The sequence below is a fragment of the Microbacterium sp. NPDC064584 genome, assembly GCF_040687315.1.
Classification (GTDB): domain Bacteria; phylum Actinomycetota; class Actinomycetes; order Actinomycetales; family Microbacteriaceae; genus Microbacterium; species Microbacterium lacus.
On sequence record NZ_JBFBMZ010000001.1, the window covers coordinates 139,150 to 162,375 of the forward strand.

Genomic DNA, 23,226 nt, shown 5'->3' on the forward strand with positions numbered 1-23,226 from the left:
GATCACACCAGCCTGTTCTGCACGAGGAACTCCGCGAGCTTCTCGCCCGCGTCGCCCTCATCGACGATCTTCGTCCCCGCCTGACGTGGCGGCTTCTCACTCAATGCCAGCACGATCGAGCGCGACGCGGAGTGATCCTCCGGCTCGACACCGAGGTCCGCGAGGGTCAGCGTCTCGAACGGCTTCTTCTTGGCCGCCATGATGCCCTTGAAGTTCGGGAACCGCGCGTCCGGCAGCGCCTCCGTGATCGAGATCACCGCCGGCAGCTCCGCCGACACCCGCATCGTCGCGCCGTCGCTCGCCCGCTCCCCCGACACCCGACCGTCCTCGATCTGCACCGAGGTCAACGCCGTCAGGTTCGGCACGTCCAGCAGTTCGGCGACCATCGCGCCCATCACCCCACCGGACCCGTCCGTGGACAGGTTCCCGGCGATCACCAGATCGAACCCGGTGCGCGAAACCGCCGCGGCCAGCACCTCCGCCGTCAGACCCAGATCCGCCCCGACCAGCTGCTCATCCGCGACCTGCACCGCCGAATGCGCGCCCATCGCGAGACCCTTCCGCACCGTCGCCGCGGACTCCGCCGGCGCCATCGACACCACGACCACCTCGGTGCCGGCATTCTGATCCGCGTAACTCAACGCCACCTCGAGCGAACGCTCCCCGATCTCGTCGAGCACCCGCTCGCTCGCGGACCGATCGGCCAGACCCGTCTCCAGGCTCAGCTTGCGATCACCCCACGTGTCCGGGACCTCTTTGACCAAGACGACGATTCTCATTGCGCTCCGCTCCTTCGTGCTTCGAGTCTATGGCGCGCGCACAGCCGCGATCGCGCTCGTGGCGGCCTCGAACGGCTACCGTGGACATCGCCGGAAGGGAGGCCCGGGATGCCCAAGTCAGGACCGCTTCCCGTCGACCCGATCGCCGAGGCGAAGCGCCAGTGGACGGCGCACGGATGGACGGATGCCGCACCGGGAATGTCCGCGGTGACCTCGATCATCCGCGCGCAGCAGCTCATGCTCGCGCGAATCGATGCGGCGCTCAAGCCCTTCGGCCTGTCGTTCGCGCGGTACGAGATGCTGCGCCTGCTGGGGTTCACCCGAGAGGGACGGATGCCGATGGCCAGCGCGATCGCGCGGCTGCAGGTGCACCCCACGAGCGTCACCAACACGGTCGACCGGCTCGTGCGCGACGGCTTCGTCGAGCGACGCCCCCACCCGGTCGATGGACGTGCCGCGATGCTCGTGCTGACGGCATCCGGTCGTGATCTCGTCGAGCGCGCGACCCTGGCGTTGAACGAGCAGGTGTTCGCCGAGCCGGGCCTGAGCGCAGAGGACACCGCCGAACTGGTGGCGATCATCGCGCGCCTGCGCAAGGATGCCGGCGACTTCGCCGAGCCGCGCCCGCTGCCCGACCCCCTGTAGCCCGGCGCCGCACCCACCCGCGAGACTGCCATCGGGGGGAGAGTCAGCGGTTCTGGAAGTCGGGGGACCGCTTTTCGCGGAAGGCGGCCATGCCCTCCTTCTGGTCCGCCGTGTCGAACAGCGACGCGAAGGTGTGCTTCTCGAGGCGCAGGCCTTCGGCGAGCGTGGACTCGAGCGCGGCATCCAGCGTCGCCTTCGCGGCGTACACGGACGGAAGGGACTTCGCGGCGATCGTGTCAGCGACCTTTCCGGCCTCCTCGAGCAGCTCGGCAGCCGGGACGACCCGCGACACGAGCCCGGCGCGCTCGGCCTCTTCAGCGCCCATGAGGCGACCGGTGAGCACGAGCTCGGCGGCCTTGTAGTACCCGACCGCCCGGACGAGTCGCTGCGTGCCGCCCATCCCGGGGATCACGCCGAGGTTGATCTCGGGCTGGCCGAATTTCGCGGAGTCGGCGGCGAGGATGATGTCGCACATCATGGCGAGCTCGCAGCCGCCGCCGAGCGCGTAGCCCGCGACCGCGGCGATCACGGGCGTCCGCACCGCGGCGAAGCGCGCCCAGCCGCCGAAGTGATCGTCCATGACCATGTCCAGGCCGGTCTTGGACTCCATCTCCTTGATGTCGGCGCCGGCGGCGAAAGCGCGCTCGGATCCGGTCACGACGATCGCGCCGATGCGCGGATCGGCGTCGAAGGCCGAGGCCGCGGCGACGATGTCGTGCATCACCTGCGAGTTGAGGGCGTTGAGCGCCTCCGGACGGTTCAGGGTGATCCACCCGACCCGGCCGCGGGCCTCGACCAGGATCGTCTCGTACGTGTAGGTCGTCATGCGGATGCTGCTCCTCGGCTCTCGGCGCGGATCGTGGTGATGATCCCCGAGAAATCCTGCCCGGCACCCGCGCCGTCCGCGAACTCTTTGTAGATCTCGCGCGCGAGCAGGCCCATCCGCGCGTCGACGCCGGTGAGATCGATCGCCTGCTCGGCGAGCCCCAGGTCTTTCGACATGAGGGCGCCCGCGAAACCGGGCTGGTAGTCGCGGTTCGCGGGACTCGTCGGCACCGGTCCCGGGACGGGGCAGTTCGTTGTGAGGGCCCAGCACTGTCCCGATGCGTTCGAGGCGACATCGAACAGGGCCTGATGGCTGAGCCCGAGCCGCTCGCCGAGCACGAACGCCTCGGCCACGGCGATCTGCGACACCGCGAGGATCATGTTGTTGCAGACCTTCGCCGCCTGCCCGAGGCCGGCGCCGCCGCAGTGCACGACGCGGCGGCCCATCGCCTCCAGAAGCGGCCGGGCCGCCTCGAAGTCCTCATCCGAGCCGCCGACCATGAAGGCGAGCGTCGCGTTCTCCGCGCCGACCACCCCGCCTGAGACGGGGGCGTCGAGCGAGCGATGGCCCGCCGCTTCGGCGAGCGCGTGCGCCTCGCGCGCCTCGTCGACAGCGATCGTGGAGCAGTCGATGAACAGCGTCCCCGGTGCCGTCGCGGCGAGCAGTCCGTCGCGGTACGCGTCGATCACGTGCCTCCCGCTCGGGAACATCGTGATGACGACGTCAGCGGATGCCGCGGCATCCGTCCCCGCGTCGGCCACGACCAGGCCGCCGGCGCGCGCGGCGTCGATCGCGGCGGGCACGACGTCGAAGCCGATCACCTCATGGCCGGCCTTCGCCAGGTTGAAGGCCATCGGCAGGCCCATGTGCCCGAGGCCGAGGAACGCGACGCGGGTCATCGCCCGGATCCCAGCAGCTCGCGGCCGATGATGACGCGCATGATCTCGTTCGTGCCCTCGAGGATCTGGTGGACGCGCAGGTCGCGGACGACCTTCTCGATGCCGTACTCGTGCAGGTACCCGTACCCGCCGTGCAGCTGCAGGGCTTCGTTCGCGACGCGGAAGCCCGCATCGGTGGCGAAGCGTTTGGCCATGGCGCACTGCAAGGCGACGTCGGGGGCCTTCTCGTCGATCGCCCGCGCGGCGTCGCGGACGAGTGCGCGTGCGGCGCGGAGGTCGGTGGCCATATCGGCGAGCGTGAAGACGACCGACTGCTTCTCGGCGAGCGGTTCGCCGAACGTGAAGCGCTCCTGCACGTACTGCACGGCACGGTCGAGGGCCCACTGCGCGCCTCCGAGCGAGCACGCCGCGATGTTGATGCGGCCGCCGTTCAGGGCGGACATCGCGATCTTGAAGCCCTGACCCTCGGCACCGAGGATCGAAGTCGCCGGGACGCGCACTTCGTCCAGGATGACCTGACGGGTGGGCTGGGCGTTCCAGCCCATCTTCTTCTCGTTCTGTCCGAAGGACAGCCCCTCGGCGTCGCCGGGCACGAGGAACGCGGTGATGCCACGTGCTCCGGGCTCCCCGGTGCGGGCCATCACGACGTAGACCGCCGCCTCGCCCCCGCCGGAGATGAACTGCTTGACGCCGGTGAGGACGTAGTGATCGGCGTCCTTGATCGCGCTGGTCGTGATGGCCGCGGCATCCGACCCCGCACCGGGCTCGGTGAGGCAGTAGCTGCCGAAGCCGGTCATCGCCGTGAGGCTCGGGAGCCACTCGTGGCGCTGCACGTCGGTGCCGTACGTGTCGATCATCCACGCGACCATGTTGTGGATCGTGATGAACGCCGCGACCGCCGGGTCGGCCTTCGCAAGCTCTTCGACGATCGCGACGGCGTCCGTACGGCTGAGGGCGGAGCCGCCGACGTCCTCGCGGACGTAGATGCCGCCGAGGCCGAGCTCGCCGGCGTGGCGGAGCGCTTCACGCGGGAAGTGTTTGTGCTCATCCCATTCCAGCGCGTGCGGCGCGAGCTCGGACTGTGCGAAGTCACGCACCGCCTCGATGATCGCGGCGCGCTCGTCCGGACTCATCGTGAGCACGTCTGTGACCGATTCGCTCGGTGTGATGACCGCCTGCTGCGACACTCTGCCGCCTCCTTCCGCGCCGCCGTTGGCACGTTGATCACTTTACCTGGACTTCCTAGTATATCCGAGGAAGACCAGGAGTCTCACGGCCGCCCTTCACATGTCGCCCGTCCGTCTCGGGATGGTCGCTCGCCGCCGAGATGGTGGGTCTCCTCCCGAGATGGTGGGTCTCCTCCCGAGATGGTGGGTCTCCTCCCGAGATGGTGGGTCTCCTCCCGAGATGGTGGGTTTCCTCCCGAGATGGTGGGGTTCCCGCCGAGATGGTGCACACCATCTCGCGAGAAGAGGGACCACCTCGGCGGGAGGAGCACCATCTCGGGAGAAGAGGGACCACCTCGGCGGGAGGAGCACCACCTCGACACGAGGGACCCGCGGGGCGAGTCGGCGAAAAGGCGCCTTCTCGAGCGAGAAGGCGCCTTTTCGGTGGGCGGGGGGACCCGTAAGAGGCGGGCGCCGGGCTAGAACACCACGACCGGCACCGCGAACAGCGACTGCGAGTCGCGCCAGCCGTCGGCTCCCGTGAAGGTCGTCCGCAGGAGGTGGATGCCGCGCCCCAGATTCGGCAGCGCGATGTCGACCTTGCCCTTCGCCGAGGCCGTGAGCTCAGCCGTCGCGATGACCGTGCCGCGATCGGTGATCGTGACCGTGCCGACCGGAGCACTGCCGTCGTCGGCGAGCACCCGCCCGGTGACCTTCACCGGGGTCCCGGCCTTCACCAGCGCCTTGTTCGGCACCGTGAAGACCGCCGTGTCGACGTCCTCGACGTCCACGAGGACCGCCACCGAGCGGGCGGGCACGGTGACCGTGCCGGTCTTGGCATCCCACGTCGTCGTCTTCACGACCGGGTCCGATCCATTCGCCAGCGCCGGGGTGAGGGCGAACGAGCGGCCCTCGAGCACGTCGACGGTCTGGGTGACAGCATCCGGCGACGCGTTGAAGACGACCAGCGCGCCCTCGAGCTCCGGGTCCACGTTCTCACCGAGCAGGTCGTCGATCACCATGACGATCACGCCGGGAGCAGCATCCGTCCCCCCGTTCGGGAACGACACCTTCTGCTCGATCAGCTCCGCCGAGCCCAGGCGCAGCAGGTCGACCTCCGAGCGCACCCGCAACAGGTCCAGCGCTTGCGCCTCGGCAGAGGCGATGTCGGATGCCGCCGGCTTGAGCGCCGGGTTCGCCAGGAGCGGCGCCATCAGGGGCCACTTCTCGCCGTTGTCCGCCTCCATCGGCAGGCCGGAGCCGAACGTGGACTCCTGCCCGGTCCAGTCGATCCGGTTGAACCAGTCGCCGGAGTTGTAGCTGTTGCGATCCAGCGACTTCGAGCGCAGCAGCTCGGTCCCGGCGTGCCAGAACGAGATCGACTGCGAGAGGGTCACCGTCGCGAGCGACACGGTGTTCATGCGCACCCGATCGGCAATCGGCGTGTCCGTGGGCAGCTTGAAGACACCGAGGTCGTACAGCGTCTCGTTGTCGTGCGCGTCGACGTAGTTGATGACCTCGTCGGGCTGGTCGGCGTAGCCGGCGGGCGAGCCGTTGTAGTCCACCTCGGCGCCGGTCTTGACCGTCCCGTCCGAGGCTTCGAACGCGAAGTCGCGCAGGTTGCCCGCGAGGCCCAGCTTCACCAGGTCGGTCTGCTCGCCGAGCGTGCGGTCGGCGGGGTCCACGGGCGACCCGTTCGGGTCGGTGCCGAGTCCGGTGCCGAAGCCCTGCTCGAGGGTGGACGAGCCGTCGACCGGGCTGCCGCCGTGCACCCCGTCGCGGAGACGGTCGTTGAACGTGCCGATCCCGGTGCCGCCGAGCTGCCCCTGGGTCGCCTGTTCGAACAGCGCGTTGTTCGCGACCTCGCCGAAGTTCCAGCCCTCGCCGTAGAGGTACACCGCCTTGCCGTCGACGCCGTCCTTCTTCACGGTCAGTTCATCCAGCGCCGCGCGCACCGCGAGCAGGTTCTCCTTCGAGTGGTGACCCATGAGGTCGAAGCGGAAGCCGTCGACCTTGTAGTCGCGGGCCCACATCACCACCGAGTCGACCATGAGCTTCTGCGCGGCGGCGTGCTCGGTGGCCACGTTCTGGCAGCACGTAGAGGTCTCGACACCGCCGGCCGCGTTGAGCCGCTGGTAGTAGCCCGGCACGACCTGGTCGAGCACGGAACGCTCGCCCTGCCCGGACTCGGCGGTGTGGTTGAACACCTCGTCCAGCACGACCTGGAGGCCGGTCTGGTGCAGCGCCCCGACCATGGAACGGAACTCCGCGACGCGTGCGCCGCCGTTCGGATCCACCGCGTACGAGCCCTCGGGCGCGAAGAAGTGGAACGGGTCGTATCCCCAGTTGAACCCGTCCGCGTCGCGGATCGCGTTGATACACGCCTGCTGCTCCGGCGACGCCGGGCCGAAGGAGGCCAGATCGCAACCCGGGACGGCCTGCGCGGCGCGGTCCTCCTCGATCGTGGCGATGTCGAACGAGGGCAGCAGGTGGATCGTGTTGATCCCGGCATCCGCGAGCTGGGCCAGCTGGGTCATGCCCGCACTGTCCTTGTGCGTGAACGCCTTGTAGGTACCCCGCTCCTCGGCCGGCACCGTCTCGTCGGTGAACGAGAAGTCGCGGATGTGAAGCTCGTAGATCGAACGGTCCACCGGCTTGTCGATCGTCGGAGACTTCGCCTTCTCCCACGCCTTCGGCTTGTGGGCCTTGTCGGCGAGGTCGACGGCGACCGACCGTTCGGAGTTCACCGTGAGGGCCACCGAGTACGGGTCGGTCACCGCGTTCGTCTCGATCTTCCCGGTGGTCGGGGCGTACACCACGACCTCCCAGAGATACTCGTCACCCTTGAGGTCGCGCTTTCCGGCGACGGACCACGTTCCGGATGCCGCATCCCACGCCGCCTCGTGACGCACCGGGTCGCCGGCGGCACCGGCATCCCACGTCAGCAGCGTCGCCGTCTGCGCGGTGGGCGCCCACAGCCGGAAGGTCGGCTTGTTGCCTTGGAACGTCACGCCGAGCTTCGCATCGGCGAGCGCGTCGGCGTACAGGTCGTCCAGCACCCCGGGGATCTGCACGCCGGTGAAGGCGGTCAGGCTCCCGTCGGCGTTGCGCTGCGCGACCGCGAGCTGACCCTTCACGAGGGTGGCGGCATCCGCCCCCTCGACGCGCAGCGCGCGGTACGACGACAGCGCCGGGAACTCGTCCTTCTGCGCGTCGGTCAGGCCACCGTCGATCGGGGTGAGCTCGATCGGGTCGCCGCCCGTGACCTCGCCGTCGGCCACGGTCAGGCCCGCGTCGGGCGACGCGTACAGCTGCCAGGTCGCGCCCGCGGCAGTGCTGCCGAGGTCGGCCGGCCACGCGATCGTCTCGGCGTCGATCCAGTGCGCGCGCTGTTCACCCAGGCCCGCGAGCGGCGGATCCACCGTCGTGACGGTGAGGACGTGCGTCGCGAGCGCGTAGCGGAACGTCACGACCTTGCCTGCGCTCGCGGTGAAGGCGATGTTCGGGCCGTTCGAGACTCCGCCGGCACCGTAGTTCTCGTCCCAGCTCAGGCCGTGCGTGACCTTGACCTCGTACGAGCCGGTCGGGAGGTCGTCGGTGGTGAACTGGAAAGTGCCGTCGGCGTTCTTGTCGAACATCATCGCCGTCAGGCACGACGGATCCCAGTCGCCCGCGCAGCCGAGCTCGCTCTGGAAGTTGCCGGCGAGCGTGATGATCGGGCCGTCGGCCGTCGAGCGGATGTTCTTCGTGCGCGGGTCGAAGTAGAAGGTGATCTTGCCCCCGGCATGCGTGAGGGTGATGTCGCTGCCGTTCTGAGCGCCTCCCGCGCCGTAGTTCTCGTCCCACTTCTTCTCGGTCGCGATCTTGTAGGCGTACGTGCCGGCGGCAAGGTCGTCGAGGGTCAGGGTCCAGATGCCGTCGACCTGGGTCATCTGCACCTGATCGCAATCGGGCTGCCAGTCACCCGGGCACCCCGCCTCGGAGTTGAAGCTGCCGGGGACGCTCACGGCGCCGTAGACGGTCGGCTCCTGCGGCTCGGGTTCGTTCGGCACCTCGGGCTCTTCGGGGATGCTCGCGGTGACGGCGTTGCCGACGGACGCGTATGTGGACGCCGCAGAACGGTGGCCGGCGGCATCCGTCGAGACCGCGCGGTACTCGATCAGGGTGCCGGCAGCGAGGCCTCGGACGTCGTGGTAGACGCGGGGGGAGGTGTCCTCGGCCGTGCCGAGCGGCGTCCAGTCGGTGTCACCGACGACCCGCCACGCGAAGCTCGTCTCCGCCCACGTCGAGTCCGCGATGTCCGCGCTGACCGGGGCGAGGCCGCTGAGGCCCGCACCGGCGGTGGGCGCGGTCACCGTGATCGGGCCCGCCTCAGCCGGTGCGCTCACGGTGCGGTCGGCGGTGAACACGACCGCGGACAGGGCCGGGACGGTGACGGATGCCGCGCCGTCGGCGCCCGAGGTGATCGGTGCGCTCGCACCGTACAGCGGGGCGAAGGTCGCGTCGGCGGTCAGCGTCGGGACCTGCACCGTCTTCTCGGAGGCGGAGTTGTTCGTGGCGACGAGATACTCGATCTTCTCGTCGCGGTCGACGCGGCTGAACGCGTAGACGCCGGGGCCGTCATCGGCGTAGCGCTCGATCTGGGCGCCGGTGCGCAGCGCGGTGTGGCCGCTGCGCAGCGCCGACAGGTCGGCGATCTGCGTGTAGAGCGGCGCGGCGGTGTCGAACCGATCGGTCGAGCCGAGCTGCTCGCCGGTGACGAGGGGCTGGTTCGCGTACTCGGCCGTCTGCGTCGCGAACATGCTCTGACGGGCGTCCTTGTCGCCGCCGGTGCCGGCGAAGCCCTGCTCGTCGCCGTAGTAGACGACCGGCTGGCCGCGCGTGAGGTACATCAGCTCATGGGCGAGCTCGTCGCGCTCGAGGGTCCCCGACCCGCCGAGGAAGTACCCGATGCGGCCCATGTCGTGGTTGCCGAGGAAGGTCGGCAACGCCGTCGCGGACGAGTCGGGCGTCGTGTACATGTCGTCACCGGCGAACAGCGACTGCAGGAGCGCAGCCGAGCCGCCCTTCGCGTACGCGGCGGCGTTGGACTGGAACGTGAAGTCCAGGACCGAGTTCATGTCGGTGTCGCGGACGTAGGGCGACAGCTTCGCCGGGTCGGCGTCGTAGACCTCGCCGAACATGAAGAAGTCGGGCTTGCCGGACGCGTGGGCGTAATCGAGCACCTGCTGCGACCACTGCTCCCAGAACTCGAAGTTCACGTGCTTGGCGGTGTCGATGCGGAATCCGTCGATGCCGAGGTCGACCCACGTCTTGTAGACATCGACGAAACCGTCCACGACCGTCGGGTTCTCGGTCATGAGGTCGTCGAGCCCGCTGAAGTCGCCGTAGGTGGTGGACTCACCGGAATACGTCGAGTCGCCGCGATTGTGGTACAGCGTCGGGTCGTTCAGCCACGCCGGCACCTTGAGGTCCTGGTCCTCCGGCGCGACGACCGGGGTGTACGGGAAGCTCGTCTGGGCGTCGAGCGTCGGGAAGGTGTCGCCGCCCGCATACTCGGCCGGGTCGAAGACGTTGCCGGCGGCATCCCGATACGGGCTCGTCGCCTGATCGACGTACGTGTACTGGTTCTCCTCGTAGGAGATCACGTCGGCGGTGTGGTTCGTGATGATGTCGAAGTAGATCTTGATGCCCTTGGCGTGGGCCTCGTCGATCAGGGCTTCGAGTTCGGCGTTCGTGCCGAGGTGCGGGTCGATCTGGGTGAAGTCGGTGATCCAGTAGCCGTGGTATCCGGCGCTCGCGTTCGCGCCCTCGCCCTGCACGGGACGGTTCTTGAAGCTCGGGGTCAGCCAGATCGCCGAGGTACCGAGGCCCTCGATGTAGTCGAGCTTGCTGCGCAGGCCCGCGATGTCGCCGCCCTGGTAGAAGCCCTTGTCGGTGGGGTCGAACCCGGTGGTGAGCCGGTCGCCCTCGAGGCCGCCGAGGTCGTTCGTGGCGTCGCCGTTGGCGAAGCGGTCGGTCATCACGAAGTAGAACTGCTCTTCGCTGCCGGGCTGGCGGGCGGGGGCTGCGACGAGGGCGTCGTCGTCGGCGGAGTAGCCGGCGGCGAGGCTGGTGGCCTCGACGCCGACGCGCTTGATGTTGTCGTCGAACACGAAGCGCAGCGTGGCGGGACCGTTGACCGTGAGCGGGATGTTGTCGCCACCGCCGTCCAGGCCGTACGACTCGTCCCATGTGCCGTTCACGGCGACCTTGTACTCGTAGGAGCCGGCCGGAACCTCGAACTCAGCGGCGGAGACGCCCTCGGTGCCGGTGGGCTGCAGGCTCGTCTGGGTGCAGTCCGGCTGCCAATCGGCCGAACACCCGAGCTCGCTCTGGAGGCTGCCGACGAGCGCGAACGTGCGGTCGGCAGCGGCGGCCGGAGCGGTGACGGCGACCGCTCCGGTGAGGATCAGTGCGGCGGAGGCGAGGACGGCGATCAACCGGCGTGCGCGGACAACAGGGGTCTTCTTCGACACGGGGGGCTCCTGGGGGGATGGAGTGGGCACGGCTGCGTACCCGGCGCGATTCAGCCGAAGGTAACAGGAGATCCACAGGATTGCAAGCGCTTACAGCAGTCCGTGTAAGCGCTTGCAGGACCGGCCGCCCGGACGCCGCGACGGTCGTGCGCGCCGCCGTCGTTTCGGATCTGCCGTGTCCGAGGTCGCCGAGGTGCCGAAAGACTGCTGGTCGTGACCAGTGTCGTCACTACGGGCCGAATTCGACCTCCTTCAGCCCCGCTCAGCAGTCCCCGGGCACGCCGACGCCGTGAGGGTCAGGACTCGGAGGGCTCCAGCGGCAGAACCAGCCCGTAGTTCCACGACACGATGGCGGGCTGCTCGCGGTAGTAGCTCAGGACCGAGACGGAGCCCGCGTCCAGGGTGATCTGCGCGCCGAACCGCGGTGCCATGCGGAGGAACACCGCCGTGAGGATGCGCAGGAAGTGCCCGTGCGCCACGAGCGCGACATCGCCCTCGACCATCGCGGGCAGAACCCGGTTCAGCACACGTGATGCGCGGGCGGCGACCTCTTCCACGGTCTCGCCGGGCGTCGCGCCGCGGATGACGCCGTGCGTGAACGCGCTCCAGTTGTACCCGAGCTCGGCGCGGATGTCGCGCGTCGTGCGCCCCTCGTACCCGCCGTAGTCCCACTCGACCATGAGCGGATCGATCTGGGCGTCGAGACCCGCGAGTTCGGCGGTGCGGCGTGCGCGTTCCAGCGGCGAGGTCAGCACGAGCGAGAAGTCGTAACGGGCCACGAGACGACCGGCGCCGCGGGCGAGGTCTTCCCCCCTGGCGGTGAGCGGGATGTCGGTGAGCCCGGTGTGACGACCCGACTTCGACCACTCCGTCTCGCCGTGGCGGATCAGGACGAGGTTGCCCTGGGGGTTGTCCGGAGCGGGGCGATCGGGCAACGGATCATCGAGGGACATGTCGCAACGGTACCCGCCGCCGCGCCCCGTGCGATGTCGGTGGCCCCTCGTACATTTGTTCTATGAACAGGGCGCTCGATCTCCTCCCCGCAGAGGTCGAGGGCGTGCGCGCCGTGTGGAGCGGGCCGGATGCCGCGTCGCTCAGCGACAGTGACCTCGTGGCCGTGAACGAACGGTACTGCCGCATGCAGCGGATGCTCGACGCGGACCGGGCGCAGCTGGCCGCCGAGATCGCGCGACGGTCCCGTCCCGAGCTCGGACCTGGGAGTCTGGCCAAGACGCAAGGATTCCGAAACCCGACCGCGCTGATCGCGGCGACCGCGGGCACGTCGACCGGGGACGCCGCCCGACTGGTCAAGGTCGGTGAGGCGACCGCGCCGCGGCAGCTCCTCTCGGGTGAGAAGGCCCCCGCCCGCCACCCGCACGTGGCCGCGGCACTGCAGGAGGCGGGCCTGACTGCGCAGGCCGCAGGGGCGATCATCGGCATGCTCGACCGTGTCGCCCTGCGGGCCGGGCACGAGGCGATCGAGGTCGCCGAGAAGACGCTGGCCGAGCAGGCGCCAGGGCTCTCGATGGATCAGCTGCACCGGTTGCTCGTGCACGCCGAGGCATGGCTCGACCCCGACGGGGTTGCTCCGCGGGAGGACGAGAAGCGCGGACTCGAGCAGCTGATCATGCGCGAGGTGGACGGCATGTTCGAGATCACCGGGCGACTCACGCCCGAGCACGGCGCCCCGGTCAAGGTCGCGATCGAAGCACTGGTGTCGGCCGAGATGCGGGCCACGCGGGATGACCCGCGGGACGGGACCGCCGACTCGCATGCCCCACGCCGGTCCGTCGTGCAGATGCACGCCGATGCGCTCGTGCGGCTGTGTGAACACGCGCTCGGATGCTCGCAGACCGACCTCCCGCTCCAGGGCGCCGCCGTCATCGTGCGCATCGACCACGACAACCTCATCAACGGCACCGGATACGCCACGATCGACGGCATCACCGCCCCGGTCTCAGTCGCCACCGCCCGCCGGATGGCCGCCGCCGGCGAGATCATCTCCTGCGTGCTCGACGGCACCGGGCAGATCCTCGACTGGGGCCGCACCCGACGGCTCTTCTCCCGCAACCAACGCCTCGCCCTGCTCGAACGAGACGGCGGATGCGCGATGTGCGGCGTCCCACCCGGACACGTCAAGGTCCATCACATCCGCTGGTGGGCACGGGATGCTGGACCCACCGACCTCGCCAACGGCGTCTGTCTCTGCGAAAGCTGTCACCACCGCATCCACGACAATGGGTGGGAGATTCGGATCGACGGAATCGGCATCAGCGCGAAAGTCTGGTTCATCCCTCCGCCCCACGTCGATCCGGCTCGCACGCCGCGCCTCGGCGGCCGCGCCAAATACGACTACGCCGCCTGATACGACTACGCCGCCTGAGCGAGGCCGCCGGTGGCACCAGCGAGGCGGGAGCGCGCGTGGGCCGCGAGCGCGTGGGCAAGAGCGCGTGAGCGTGAGGGCGCGGGAACCGCCGAGCGAAGCAGCTACAGCCGCTCGATCAGCGTCGCGTTCGCCATCCCGCCGCCCTCGCACATCGTCTGCAGCCCAAACCGTCCGCCGGATTCCTCGAGGCTCGCCATGAGCGTCCCGAGCAGGCGCGTGCCCGACGACCCGAGCGCATGCCCGAGCGCGATGGCTCCACCCCACGCGTTCAGACGATCGGGATCGGCGTGCAGGTCATGCGCCCACGCGAGCGGCACCGAGGCGAACGCCTCGTTCACCTCGTACGCGTCGAGGTCGTCGATCGTGAGGTTGCTGCGCTCGAGCAGACGCCGCGTGGCCGGGATCGGCCCGGTCAGCATCATGAGCGGGTCATCGCCCACCACGGCGAACGACACGAACCGCGCTCGCGGTCGAAGCCCGAGCTCGACGGCCTTCTCCTCGCTCATGATGAGCGCGGCCGACGCTCCGTCGGTCAGCGGCGAGGAGTTGCCGGGCGTGATCCGCCAGTCGACCTCGGTGAAGCGCGCCGCCATCTCCTCCGTCCGGAAGGCCGGTGCGAGACCGGACAGGCCCTCGATCGTCGTCCCCGCGCGCACGGTCTCATCCGCGGTGACGAGCGCGCCGTCCACCTCCACCGGGATCAGCTGAGAGGAGAAGAGACCATCGGATGCCGCATCCGCCGCCCGTCGATGAGATTCCACCGCATAGGCATCCAGCACCTCGCGCGAGAGTCCCCACTTCTGGGCGATCAGCTCGGCCGACACGCCCTGATTCACGAGCCCCTCGGGATAGCGCTCCCGCAGGAGCGGCGAGCGGGTGCCCCCCGCGCGCGACGACCCGAGCGGCACCCGGCTCATCGACTCCACCCCGCCGGCGATCACGATTTCGTAGGCCCCGGCGATCACCCCCTGCGCGGCGAAATGCGCGGCCTGTTGGCTCGAACCGCACTGCCGGTCGATCGTCGTGGCCGGCACCGACTCATCGAACCCGGCGGCAAGGACCGCGTGCCGGGCGACGTTCATACCCTGATCGCCGACCTGGCTCACACAGCCCAGCAGCACGTCGTCGATCTGTGTCGACTCCAGCCCGTTCCGCTCGAGCACCGACCGCAGGACGAGCGCCGCGAGGTCGATCGGGTGCACGCCCGACAGCGCTCCCCCGGGCTTGCCTCTGCCGGACGGCGTTCGGACGACGTCGACGATGACGGCGGTGCGGCTCATGGCGCTGCCTCCTGGCGAGCCGGGTCGGCGGCATCGCCGTGTCCAGCCTACGGAGCCGACATGGATCGCGGGGAGGCGTCGTCGCCGTCGCCGGCGATGAGCAGCCCTCGCTCACGGGCGACGCGCACGGCGTCGCTGCGGCGACTCACCCCGAGCTTGCGGTAGACCGACTTCGCATGCTGTCTGACGGTGTGGAAGCTCAGGTACAGGCGCGCAGCGATCTCAGCCATCGTCAGCAGCGAGGGAAGGAGGGCGAGGACCTCGCGCTCTCGGGCCGTCAAGACGACGGTGGGCGCGTCGGGGCGAGGGCGCAGCGCGGCCTGCAATGCGGCGATCCGCTCCGCAGAGCCGCGCCATCGGGCCGCCTCCGAATCGATGGCGAGGATCCGCAACCGCGCTGACGCCTCCCCGGAGCTGCGACGGAGCAGCTCGATCTCGGCGAGATCCGCGACGACAGCCACCAGTGGATCGACCCCGCCCATCTCGCGCATGGGCGCGAGCGCGGCGAGCGCGACGCGCGCGTCCTCATCGCGCTCGTCATCGGCGGCCGCAAGAGCACTCGCTGCCCACGCGGGCGCGGTCACCGGCTGATCGTCCCAGCCGAGGGCTCGCGCGGGGGCGAGAGCGGTCTCGGCCGCGAGCGCGGCGCTGCGCGCTTCGCCGAGCAGGGCCAAGCCGATCGCTCGGAAGCCGTCTGCGCGCACGGCAACGAACTCCGATGCCTGCGGCACGCCACGGCGGTCCGCGAGCATCCGCACGCCCCGCTCCAGGGACCCCGCCCACAGCTCGGCGTGCCCCGCGAGCGTCTCGGCCACGTCGACGTAGATCGGCCAGGCGGGCGTCGTGGCCGGATCCAGCATCCGCACCGCCTCCACGGCGGCGCGGGCACTCATCAGCATCGCCTCCGGCTGCCCGTCCATCAGAGCGCGCTCGGCGGTCAGGATGTGCACGGCCGCGATCGTCGGCGGCGGGACCGGGGCGACGGCGGCCCGCACGGCCTGCACGGCGACGCGAAGCTCCCTGCGGAACGCCTCCCGCTGGCCGCGACAGAACGCCAGCGCCGACAGCGCCGCCGCGAGGGCGGGATCACTGGGCGCTAGATGCCGCGGAATGCGATCGAGTTCGATCAGCAGCGCTTCCCGATCACGACCCGCGAACAGCAGTGCGACGCTGCGCATGAGGAGTGCGCCGACGAAGAGCCACTCACCCGCATCGGCCGCGCAGCGAATCGCGAGCAGCAGCATGCCTTCGCGTTCGTACCAGACGGCTGCCCGTGCGAGCAGGCCGCGCCGCATCGCCGGGCGCCGCTCCCACTGCGTCAATGCCCCTGACCGCAGACCCGGCTCCACGGCCGTCTGACCGCTCCCGGGGTCGATGACCACGGCGCCGCTCGCCCTCAGGCGATCGAGCTGACCGGCCACCGCCATCACGGCGTCATCCGCGGGATCGTCGTCGTCCTCGGCGAGCACGGCCGCCAACAGCGGTGTGATCACCTCCACGAGCGCGAGCCGGGCAAGCAGGTCCCGGTCGAGATCATCCAGATCGCGCACGACATCGCCCCTTCTGCGGACGGCCCCCCATCCGCGGATTCCCCCATTCTGGGGGAAGTGGCGGGCACCGGGGCCTCGATGGAATGAACCGTTCCCCTACGCCAAGGAGTTCCATGTCGCCGCGCCCGCTGCCCAGCCGTCCTCGCTTCGTCCGACTCATCGCCGTTCCGATCGCGGTCATCGCACTCGCGTTGGCGGGATGCACCGCCGAGGAGGGGACGGACGACTCCGAGTGGACCTTCTCGGACGCTCCGGTCTCCTGGGCCGCGTGCGCGGGAGACGATGCCGTGATCGAGGGGCTCGAGTGCGCGACCTACGAGGTGCCGCTGGATTACGCCGATCCGGGCGGTGAGACGATCTCGCTCGCTCTGCGCCGGATGCCCGCCGTCTCCGGAGAGAGCCAGGGCACGCTGTTCTTCAACCCCGGCGGACCGGGTGGCACGGGATCGGGACAGTTCCCGGCCTGGTACGAGCTCTTCCCTCAGACGGTGCGCGACGCTTTCGACCTCGTCAGCTGGGACCCCCGCGGGGTCGGCGAGTCCACCGCCGTGCAGTGCTATCCCGACGCGGATGCCGAGGGAGAGGTCATCGGCCCGGTGGGCGACTTCCCCCTCACCTTCGACGAGCAGCAGGCCTGGAACGAGGCGTACGCGGAGTTGGGCGAGGCGTGCGCGTCGAACGCCGGTGATCTGGCCGCACACGTCTCCACCGGAGACACGGCGCGGGACCTCGAACAGCTGCGCCGGGCCACCGGCGGCGAACCACTGAACTACTGGGGCGTGTCGTACGGCACGTTCCTCGGCATGACCTACGCGAACATGTTCCCCGATCAGATCCGCTCCTTCGTCCTCGACGGCAACCTGAGCCCCCAGAACTGGACGAACGACGGCGATCCCGATGCCCAGCAGACACTCGGCGTGCGCATCGGATCGCTGGACAACGCCGAGGTGCTCGATCAGTTCTTCGTCCTCTGCGCGACCGCAGGGCCTGATGAGTGCGCGTTCGCCGCGCCTACGGTCCAGCAGACGCGCCAGAAGTGGACGGACCTTCAGAACATCCTGGCGGCAGGTCCGGTGACCTTCTCGTCGGCCGCCGGACCACGCACGATCACCCTCACCGACCTGGTGACGGACGTCGACAACGGCATGGACGTCAGCGCTCCCATCCCGGGGGCGCAAGGGTGGGTGGGAACGGCCACCGCGCTGCAGACCATCTACGAGGCGGCGACGAACCCCGCGCCCGCTCCCGCGCAGCCGGACGGGGACGCCTCGTCGGATGCTGCGCCGGAGCCACCGGCGACGACGTATGTCGGACCCGAGCAGGCGCTCAGCATCGCCTGCGGGGATGCTGCCGCCGTAGCACCCGAGCGCATCCCGACGCTCGCGGTGGAAGTGCAGCAGCAGGCGGGATACAGCGGTCTGGCGACGCTGTATTTCGACGTGCCGTGCAGCTTCTGGCAGGTGAATGCGGCCGATCCCTACACGGGCCCGTGGAAGGTGAAGACCTCTCAGCCCGCCCTGGTCGTCAACACGACCCACGACCCGTCGACGCCCTACAAGAACGCGGTGCAGAACTCCGATCTTCTCGAGGGATCCGTATTGCTGACCGTCAACGGATACGGGCACACGTCGCTGCTGAACCGGAGCACCTGCGCCGACGACCTGATCGCCGCCTACATCCTGGACGGCACGCTTCCCGAGGCCGGCACGTTCTGCGCGCAGGACAAGCAGCCGTTCCAGCAGTGAGCACGGCGAAAGGATCATCATGACCACGGCGACCGAACCCCGCACCGACGCCACCCGCGAGCCCGGCATCCGGGGCCTCGCCCGCCGGCGCCCCCTGACGATGTTCTTCGTCATCGCCTACGCGGTGACATGGCTGCTGTGGAGCCCGCTCATCCTCCTCGGTGTGCCGGCGTTCAATCCCGACACATTCGCCCCGACGATCTGGGTACTCCCGGGGATCGCGATCGGTGTGACCGGAACCGCGTTCCTCATGGTCGGGCTCATCGACGGCAAGCCCGGCATCCGGCGTCTCGCGAGCCGCCTCATCTCGTTCCGGCACGGAATCCAGTGGTACCTGGTGGCGATCCTGCTGCTTCCGGGCACCGCGGTGATCGTGACGCTCATCCTCGGCGCGACAGACGCGGGTGCCGCCTTCGCGCTGACGTCACTCGTGATCTACCCGGCTTCGTACGCCGCGCACTTCATCTTCGGACCGCTCTTCGAGGAGACCGGCTGGCGCGGATTCGCCCTCCCGCGGATGCAGAACAAGTACGGTCCGTTCCGGGGCACGTTCTACCTGTCGCTGCTGTGGGCGACGTGGCACTTCTCGCTGTACATCCCGTCCTGGTTCGGCAGCGGCGACATCGGCCAGGGGATGTTCGGGCTGGGCTTCTTCACCCTCACCGTGATCGGGATGACGTTCATCTTCACCTGGCTCTCCAACAACACGCAGGCGAGCCTCGCGCTCTGCATCCTCCTGCACGGCTCGATCGACGGCTCCGTGACGTACTTCCAGCGCCTGGCGGCGGGCGGAACGATCGCGGCGGACACGTCGGCCATGCTCGTCGGATTCGGCGCCACGATCGGATACTTCGTGATCGCGATCATCGTGCTGCTCGCGACCCGCGGCAGGCTCAGCTATCCGCGCTACCAGCGCGAGGCCGAAGACCTCGATCTGCACCCGGCTCGGCACCACGGCGAGCGCATCCTCGCCGGTTGAGAAGGCGAGGCCGCCGGCTGCTGGGGGGCAGGGTCAGCCGGCGGCCTCCTCCGGGCGGTCCAAGGTGGCTGCGGCATCGAGCGCGGCATCCGGAACGTAGCCGTCGATGTGACGCTCGTCGGGACCGTTGTACGCCGACAGCGGCCGGATGAGGGCGTTCGAGGCGGCCTGCTCCATGATGTGCGCCGTCCACCCGGTCACCCGCGCCGCGACGAACAGCGGTGTGAAGGTGAGCGTGTCGAAGCCCATCAGGTTGTACGCCGGCCCCGACGGGTAATCGAGATTGGGGTAGATGCCCTTCCGCGCAACGAAGTCGGCCTCGAGCGCGTCGTACAGCGCGGCGAGGTCGCGGGCGCTGTCGCCCTGCGCCGAGTAGTGCTCGACCAGGGTGTCCAGCGCGGCCTTCATCGTCGGCACGCGCGAATCGCCGTGCTTGTACACGCGGTGCCCGAAGCCCATGATCTTGCGCTTCTCGGCGAGCGCGGTGTCCAGCCACGGTCCGACGTTCTGCGCCGAGCCGATCTCGTCGAAGATGTGCATCACGGCCTCGTTCGCGCCACCGTGCAGCGGTCCCTTGAGGGCCCCGATCGCCCCGACGACCGCGGAGTACAGGTCGGACATCGTGCTCGTGATGACGCGGGCCGTGAACGTCGAGGCGTTGAACGAGTGCTCCGCGTACAGGATCATCGACACGTTGAACGCCTGCGCGACCACGGGGTCCGGCTCTTCGCCGAACGCCATCCAGAGGAAGTTCTGCGAGTAGTCCAGATCCTCCCGAGGATCCAGGATGCCGAGCCCGTGGCGTCGGCGCTGGTCGTAGGCGACCATCGCGGGGAGCTTGGCGAGCAGGCGCCGCGACTTCGCCAGATCGGACTCGCGCGAGCTGTCGAACGCAGCGGGGTCGGAAGCCCCGACGAGGGAGACGGCCGTGCGCAACACGTCCATCGGGTGGGCGTCCAGCGGCGTGAGGTCGATCGCTTCGCGGACGTTGTCATCCAGCGCCCGGTTCGCCCGCTCCTCGGCGGTGAACGCCGCCAACTGGTCGGCATCCGGCAGCTCGCCGTACCAGAGCAGGTACGCGACGGCCTCGAACGACTGCGTCGCGGCGAGCTCCTGGACCGGGTAGCCGCGGTAGAGCAGGCTGTTCGTCTCGGGATTGACCTTCGACACGGCGGTGTAGTCGACGGTGACCCCGGCGAGGCCCTTCTTGATCTCGATGTCTGTCATCTCTCTCTTCCTCGGGAGGCTCAGCGGGCGATCTGGAAGTTGAACACCGAAGTGTCGAAGTGGTTGTAATCCTCGTAGTCGATCAGGTCGTAGAGGTCGGCGCGATGCTGCATCTCGCCGAGCTTCGAGGTCAGGTGCCCCTCGTCGATCAGCGTATCCAGCGCCCGGCCGGCGGCCCCCATCGCGATGCGCAGGAGCGACACCGGCCAGATCACGATGTTCACGCCGACGCTCTGGAGCTGATCGACGGAGAACAGGTCGCTCTTTCCGAACTCGGTCATGTTCGCGAGGATCGGCACGTCGACCGCGGCGCGCACAGCGGCGAACTCCTCGAGGGAGCGCATCGCTTCGGGGAAGATCGCGTCGGCCCCGGCATCCACGAGCGCCTTCGCGCGGTCGAGCGCCGCCTCGAGACCGTCCACCGCGCGGATGTCGGTGCGCGCCATGATCAGGAAGTTCGGATCGCGACGCGCGTCGACCGCCGCGCGGATGCGCTTGATCGCGGTGTCCTGGTCGACGACGGCCTTTCCGTCGAGGTGACCGCAGCGCTTCGGGTTGATCTGATCCTCGATGTGCATGCCGGCAAGGCCGGCGTCCTCGAGCGTCTGGATCGTCCGCGCGACATTCATCGGCTCGCCGAACCCCGTGTCGGCGTCGATGAGGGCCGGCAGCTCGGTCATCCGCGCGATCTGCTGCCCGCGACCGGCGACCTCGCTGAGGGTCGTCAGACCGATGTCGGGCAGACCGAGGTCGGCGGACAGCACGGCACCGGAGATGTAGACGCCCTCGAATCCCTTGCGCTCGATGAGCTTCGCGCTCAGCGGGTTGAACGCGCCGGGGAAGCGCAGCAGCTCCCCCGACGCCAGCCGCTCACGGAACAGCCGCCGTTTCTCGGCCGCCGGTGTCTGCGCGTACAGCATCAGAACAGCCCCTTCGGGGCGGGCGCGGTCGCGAGCACACCGGGCTTCGCGACGATCGTGAGCCGACCGACCTCTTCGGCGGTGAGATCGGGCAGGCGCTGGGCGAGGTCCAGGAACCGCTCGATCTCCTCGGGCAGGAGCACCGGCTCGGCGAGGATGCGGAACTTGCGGACGTAGTCCTCGCGTGCGAACGGACGCGCCCCGAGCGGGTGGGCATCGGCCACCGCGATCTCGTCGACGAGCTCGGTGCCGTCGGTGAAGCGGATCACGACGCGGCCGCCGAAGGCCTTCTCGTTCGGGTCCTCCGAGTGGTAACGGCGAGTCCACTCGGCGTCCTCCGCCGTCGTGACCTTGTGCCACAGGGCGACGGTGTCCTCGCGGGTCGCGCGCTCGGGAGCGTAGGAGTCGACGTGGTGCCACGTGCCGTCCTGCAGCGCGACGGTGAAGATGAACGGGATCGAGTGGTCCAGCGTCTCGCGTGAGGCGTGCGGGTCGTACTTCTGCGGGTCGTTCGCGCCCGAGCCGATCACGTAGTGCGTGTGGTGGCTCGTGTGCAGCACGATCGACTCGATGTTCTCCGGGGCGAAGGCATCGGGGCGCTCGTTGTGGAGCTTGCGGGCCAGGTCGATCCAGGCCTGCGCCTGGTACTCCGCGGAGTGCTCCTTCGTGTACGAATCGAGGATGCCGCGCTTGGACTCCCCGGTCGCCGGCAGCGGCACCTCGTACGAGGCGTCGGGACCGTCCAGCAGCCAGGCGATCACGCCGTCTTCGCCCTCGTAGATCGGGCTCGGCGAGGTCTCGCCGCGCATCGCGCGGTCGACAGCCTCCACGGCCATCTTCCCGGCGAACGCGGGAGCGTGCGCCTTCCACGTGGAGATCTCGCCCTTGCGGGACTGCCGGGTCGCGGTCGTCGTGTGCAGCGCCTGACCGACGGCCTGGTAGATCGTCTCGACCGGGAGGTCCAGGAGTGTGCCGATCCCGGCGGCGGCCGACGGGCCGAGGTGGGCGACATGGTCGATCTTGTGCTTGTGGAGCGAGATCGCGCGCACGAGGTCGATCTGGATCTCGTAGCCGGTGGCGATTCCGCGCACGAGCGCCCGGCCGTCGGCGCCGACGTGCTGCGCGACCGCGACGATCGGCGGGATGTTGTCGCCGGGGTGCGAGTACTCCGCGGCGAGGAAGGTGTCGTGGTAGTCGAGCTCGCGCACGGCGACGCCGTTCGCCCACGCCGCCCACTCGGGGCTCGTCCGCCGCTCGACGCTGCAGCCGAAGACGGTCGCCCCCTTGCCGCTGATCGACACCGCGTGGTCGAGCGCCTGCTGGCGGGCGGCGCTCACGGGCGCCCGGGTGAGGGATGCCGCGGCCACGGCGGCGTTGTCGATCACCCGGTTGATGATCATGTCGACGACGTCCTGGTCGACCTCGACGGGATCGGCGGCGATCTCGGCGATGCGCCAGGCGAGCTGTCCCTCGCGGGAGAGGTGCTCGTCACTGCGGTGGACGCGGAGGTGGTGCGTGGTGGTCATGCCGTGCCTTTCAGAGCGGACGGTGCGTCGAGCGACGCGAGGATCGTGGTCAGAGCGTTGTGCAGGTGCACGTGGGTCGCGTGGGCGGCGAGGTCGGCATCCCGATCGGCGATCGCGGAGGCGATCAGGCGGTGCTCGGCGACCGAGGCGGCCAGTCGCTCGGGGATGTCGCGGGCCAGGCGCCGCACCCGCACGAGGTGGGTGCGGATGCCGCGCAGAGCCGACGTGAGGTAGTCGTTGTCGATCGCGGCGTCCAGCTGCGCGTCGAAACGGGCGATGAGCGCGTAGTACGCGTCACGCCCGTCGTCGCGGTCGAGGGCGCCGACGCCGGCGAACTCGACGGCGAGCGCGGCGAACACGTCGGCGTCGGCGCGGGTGGCGGCCAGGCGCGCGGCGGTCTCCTCGAGGGCGCGGCGCACCTCGAACAGCGCGCGGATGTCGGCGACGTCGATGTCGCTGACGACGGTCACGCGCGGGGACTGCTGGACGACGAGGCCGTCGGCCGCAAGACGCCCCAGTGCTTCGCGGAGCGGCGTGCGGCTCACCCCGAGTCGGGCGGCCTGCTCGACCTCGGCGAGCACGGTGCCGGGAGCGAGATCGCCGGACTGGATCTGGTCCAGGAGCGCGGCGTACGCCCGATCACTTGCTCGCATGGTCACCCTTCTCCTCTGATTGTATACACAATAACGTGAAGGAGGCCACGAAGTCGCCTGGGTCGGGGTTTCGGTATACACCACGGACCGCCGTCACTGCATTCACAAATTACTGAAACAGGCGTAT

At 69.5% G+C, this 23,226-nt stretch carries 16 protein-coding genes; 4 read left to right on the forward strand and 12 right to left on the reverse strand.

Annotated elements, in window-relative coordinates; all coding sequences use genetic code 11:
* Positions 1 to 2 precede the first annotated feature (2 nt).
* Positions 3 to 779, reverse strand: a complete 777-nt coding sequence (locus AB0P18_RS00640; protein WP_363358474.1) for an electron transfer flavoprotein subunit beta/FixA family protein — start codon at positions 777 to 779, stop codon at positions 3 to 5.
* Between the two features lie 108 nt (positions 780 to 887).
* Between AB0P18_RS00640 and AB0P18_RS00645 the strand changes: the two genes are divergently transcribed.
* Positions 888 to 1,424, forward strand: a complete 537-nt coding sequence (locus AB0P18_RS00645) for a MarR family transcriptional regulator (protein WP_344055919.1) — start codon at positions 888 to 890, stop codon at positions 1,422 to 1,424.
* Positions 1,425 to 1,467: 43 nt separating this feature from the next.
* Here AB0P18_RS00645 and AB0P18_RS00650 read toward each other — a convergent pair whose 3' ends face one another.
* The 5 genes from AB0P18_RS00650 to AB0P18_RS00670 form a co-directional block, all read right to left on the reverse strand.
* Positions 1,468 to 2,250 (reverse strand): enoyl-CoA hydratase, encoded by a 783-nt coding sequence (locus AB0P18_RS00650; protein ID WP_363358475.1) that lies wholly within the window; start codon positions 2,248 to 2,250, stop codon positions 1,468 to 1,470.
* A complete protein-coding gene (gene mmsB / locus AB0P18_RS00655; protein ID WP_363358476.1) occupies positions 2,247 to 3,149 on the reverse strand; it encodes a 3-hydroxyisobutyrate dehydrogenase in 903 nt (300 codons plus the stop codon). The genes AB0P18_RS00650 and mmsB overlap by 4 nt, the downstream gene beginning before the upstream one ends.
* Positions 3,146 to 4,282, reverse strand: a complete 1,137-nt coding sequence (locus AB0P18_RS00660) for an acyl-CoA dehydrogenase family protein (protein WP_344056030.1) — start codon at positions 4,280 to 4,282, stop codon at positions 3,146 to 3,148. Before AB0P18_RS00660 ends, mmsB begins: the two co-directional genes overlap by 4 nt.
* 512 nt (positions 4,283 to 4,794) lie before the next feature.
* Positions 4,795 to 10,833: a pullulanase-type alpha-1,6-glucosidase gene (pulA, locus tag AB0P18_RS00665; protein ID WP_363358477.1), complete on the reverse strand. Its 6,039-nt coding sequence runs from the start codon at positions 10,831 to 10,833 to the stop codon at positions 4,795 to 4,797.
* A 296-nt stretch (positions 10,834 to 11,129) separates the two neighbouring features.
* Positions 11,130 to 11,786 carry a histidine phosphatase family protein gene (locus AB0P18_RS00670; RefSeq protein WP_363358478.1) on the reverse strand — a complete coding sequence of 219 codons (657 nt, stop codon included), beginning with the start codon at positions 11,784 to 11,786 and terminating at the stop codon, positions 11,130 to 11,132.
* A 62-nt stretch (positions 11,787 to 11,848) separates the two neighbouring features.
* Here AB0P18_RS00670 and AB0P18_RS00675 point away from each other — a divergent pair, with 62 nt between their 5' ends.
* Positions 11,849 to 13,198, forward strand: coding sequence for a DUF222 domain-containing protein (locus tag AB0P18_RS00675; protein ID WP_363358479.1), 1,350 nt, complete (start codon positions 11,849 to 11,851; stop codon positions 13,196 to 13,198).
* A 122-nt stretch (positions 13,199 to 13,320) separates the two neighbouring features.
* Here the strand turns inward: AB0P18_RS00675 and AB0P18_RS00680 are convergent, their stop codons facing one another.
* On the reverse strand, positions 13,321 to 14,499 hold the full coding sequence (locus AB0P18_RS00680) for a thiolase family protein (protein WP_363358480.1): 1,179 nt from the start codon (positions 14,497 to 14,499) through the stop codon (positions 13,321 to 13,323).
* Between the two features lie 47 nt (positions 14,500 to 14,546).
* Positions 14,547 to 16,049, reverse strand: coding sequence for a helix-turn-helix transcriptional regulator (locus AB0P18_RS00685; protein ID WP_344055927.1), 1,503 nt, complete (start codon positions 16,047 to 16,049; stop codon positions 14,547 to 14,549).
* Between the two features lie 113 nt (positions 16,050 to 16,162).
* Between AB0P18_RS00685 and AB0P18_RS00690 the strand changes: the two genes are divergently transcribed.
* Both AB0P18_RS00690 and AB0P18_RS00695 read left to right on the forward strand, forming a co-directional pair.
* Entirely contained in the window at positions 16,163 to 17,794 is a 1,632-nt protein-coding gene (locus AB0P18_RS00690) for an alpha/beta hydrolase (protein WP_363358481.1), read from the forward strand.
* 19 nt (positions 17,795 to 17,813) lie between these two features.
* The gene (locus tag AB0P18_RS00695; protein WP_363358482.1) at positions 17,814 to 18,773 is read left to right on the forward strand and encodes a type II CAAX endopeptidase family protein; all 960 of its coding nucleotides are present in this window, start codon (positions 17,814 to 17,816) and stop codon (positions 18,771 to 18,773) included.
* Between the two features lie 33 nt (positions 18,774 to 18,806).
* On the opposite strand, the gene AB0P18_RS00700 is transcribed toward AB0P18_RS00695, so the two are convergent.
* Genes AB0P18_RS00700 through AB0P18_RS00715 form a run of 4 tightly spaced genes read right to left on the reverse strand, consistent with a single transcriptional unit; the run spans position 18,807 to position 23,099 of the window.
* Positions 18,807 to 20,000, reverse strand: a complete 1,194-nt coding sequence (locus AB0P18_RS00700) for a bifunctional 2-methylcitrate synthase/citrate synthase (protein WP_363358483.1) — start codon at positions 19,998 to 20,000, stop codon at positions 18,807 to 18,809.
* 20 nt (positions 20,001 to 20,020) lie between these two features.
* A complete protein-coding gene (gene prpB, locus AB0P18_RS00705) occupies positions 20,021 to 20,920 on the reverse strand; it encodes a methylisocitrate lyase (RefSeq protein ID WP_363358484.1) in 900 nt (299 codons plus the stop codon).
* The gene (locus AB0P18_RS00710) at positions 20,920 to 22,446 is read right to left on the reverse strand and encodes an MmgE/PrpD family protein (RefSeq protein ID WP_363358485.1); all 1,527 of its coding nucleotides are present in this window, start codon (positions 22,444 to 22,446) and stop codon (positions 20,920 to 20,922) included. Before AB0P18_RS00710 ends, prpB begins: the two co-directional genes overlap by 1 nt.
* The gene (locus AB0P18_RS00715; RefSeq protein WP_363359094.1) at positions 22,443 to 23,099 is read right to left on the reverse strand and encodes a GntR family transcriptional regulator; all 657 of its coding nucleotides are present in this window, start codon (positions 23,097 to 23,099) and stop codon (positions 22,443 to 22,445) included. Before AB0P18_RS00715 ends, AB0P18_RS00710 begins: the two co-directional genes overlap by 4 nt.
* Positions 23,100 to 23,226: the final 127 nt, after the last annotated feature.

Bases quoted from the DNA above. Each gene is read 5' to 3' on its own strand.
- AB0P18_RS00640 (WP_363358474.1), bottom strand. From the start codon at position 779: ATGAGAATCGTCGTCTTGGTCAAAGAGGTCCCGGACACGTGGGGTGAT.
- AB0P18_RS00645 (WP_344055919.1), top strand. From the start codon at position 888: ATGCCCAAGTCAGGACCGCTTCCCGTCGACCCGATCGCCGAGGCGAAG.
- AB0P18_RS00650 (WP_363358475.1), bottom strand. From the start codon at position 2,250: ATGACGACCTACACGTACGAGACGATCCTGGTCGAGGCCCGCGGCCGG.
- mmsB (WP_363358476.1), bottom strand. From the start codon at position 3,149: ATGACCCGCGTCGCGTTCCTCGGCCTCGGGCACATGGGCCTGCCGATG.
- AB0P18_RS00660 (WP_344056030.1), bottom strand. From the start codon at position 4,282: ATGAGTCCGGACGAGCGCGCCGCGATCATCGAGGCGGTGCGTGACTTC.
- AB0P18_RS00670 (WP_363358478.1), bottom strand. From the start codon at position 11,786: ATGTCCCTCGATGATCCGTTGCCCGATCGCCCCGCTCCGGACAACCCC.
- AB0P18_RS00675 (WP_363358479.1), top strand. From the start codon at position 11,849: ATGAACAGGGCGCTCGATCTCCTCCCCGCAGAGGTCGAGGGCGTGCGC.
- AB0P18_RS00680 (WP_363358480.1), bottom strand. From the start codon at position 14,499: ATGAGCCGCACCGCCGTCATCGTCGACGTCGTCCGAACGCCGTCCGGC.
- AB0P18_RS00690 (WP_363358481.1), top strand. From the start codon at position 16,163: ATGTCGCCGCGCCCGCTGCCCAGCCGTCCTCGCTTCGTCCGACTCATC.
- AB0P18_RS00695 (WP_363358482.1), top strand. From the start codon at position 17,814: ATGACCACGGCGACCGAACCCCGCACCGACGCCACCCGCGAGCCCGGC.
- AB0P18_RS00700 (WP_363358483.1), bottom strand. From the start codon at position 20,000: ATGACAGACATCGAGATCAAGAAGGGCCTCGCCGGGGTCACCGTCGAC.
- prpB (WP_363358484.1), bottom strand. From the start codon at position 20,920: ATGCTGTACGCGCAGACACCGGCGGCCGAGAAACGGCGGCTGTTCCGT.
- AB0P18_RS00710 (WP_363358485.1), bottom strand. From the start codon at position 22,446: ATGACCACCACGCACCACCTCCGCGTCCACCGCAGTGACGAGCACCTC.
- AB0P18_RS00715 (WP_363359094.1), bottom strand. From the start codon at position 23,099: ATGCGAGCAAGTGATCGGGCGTACGCCGCGCTCCTGGACCAGATCCAG.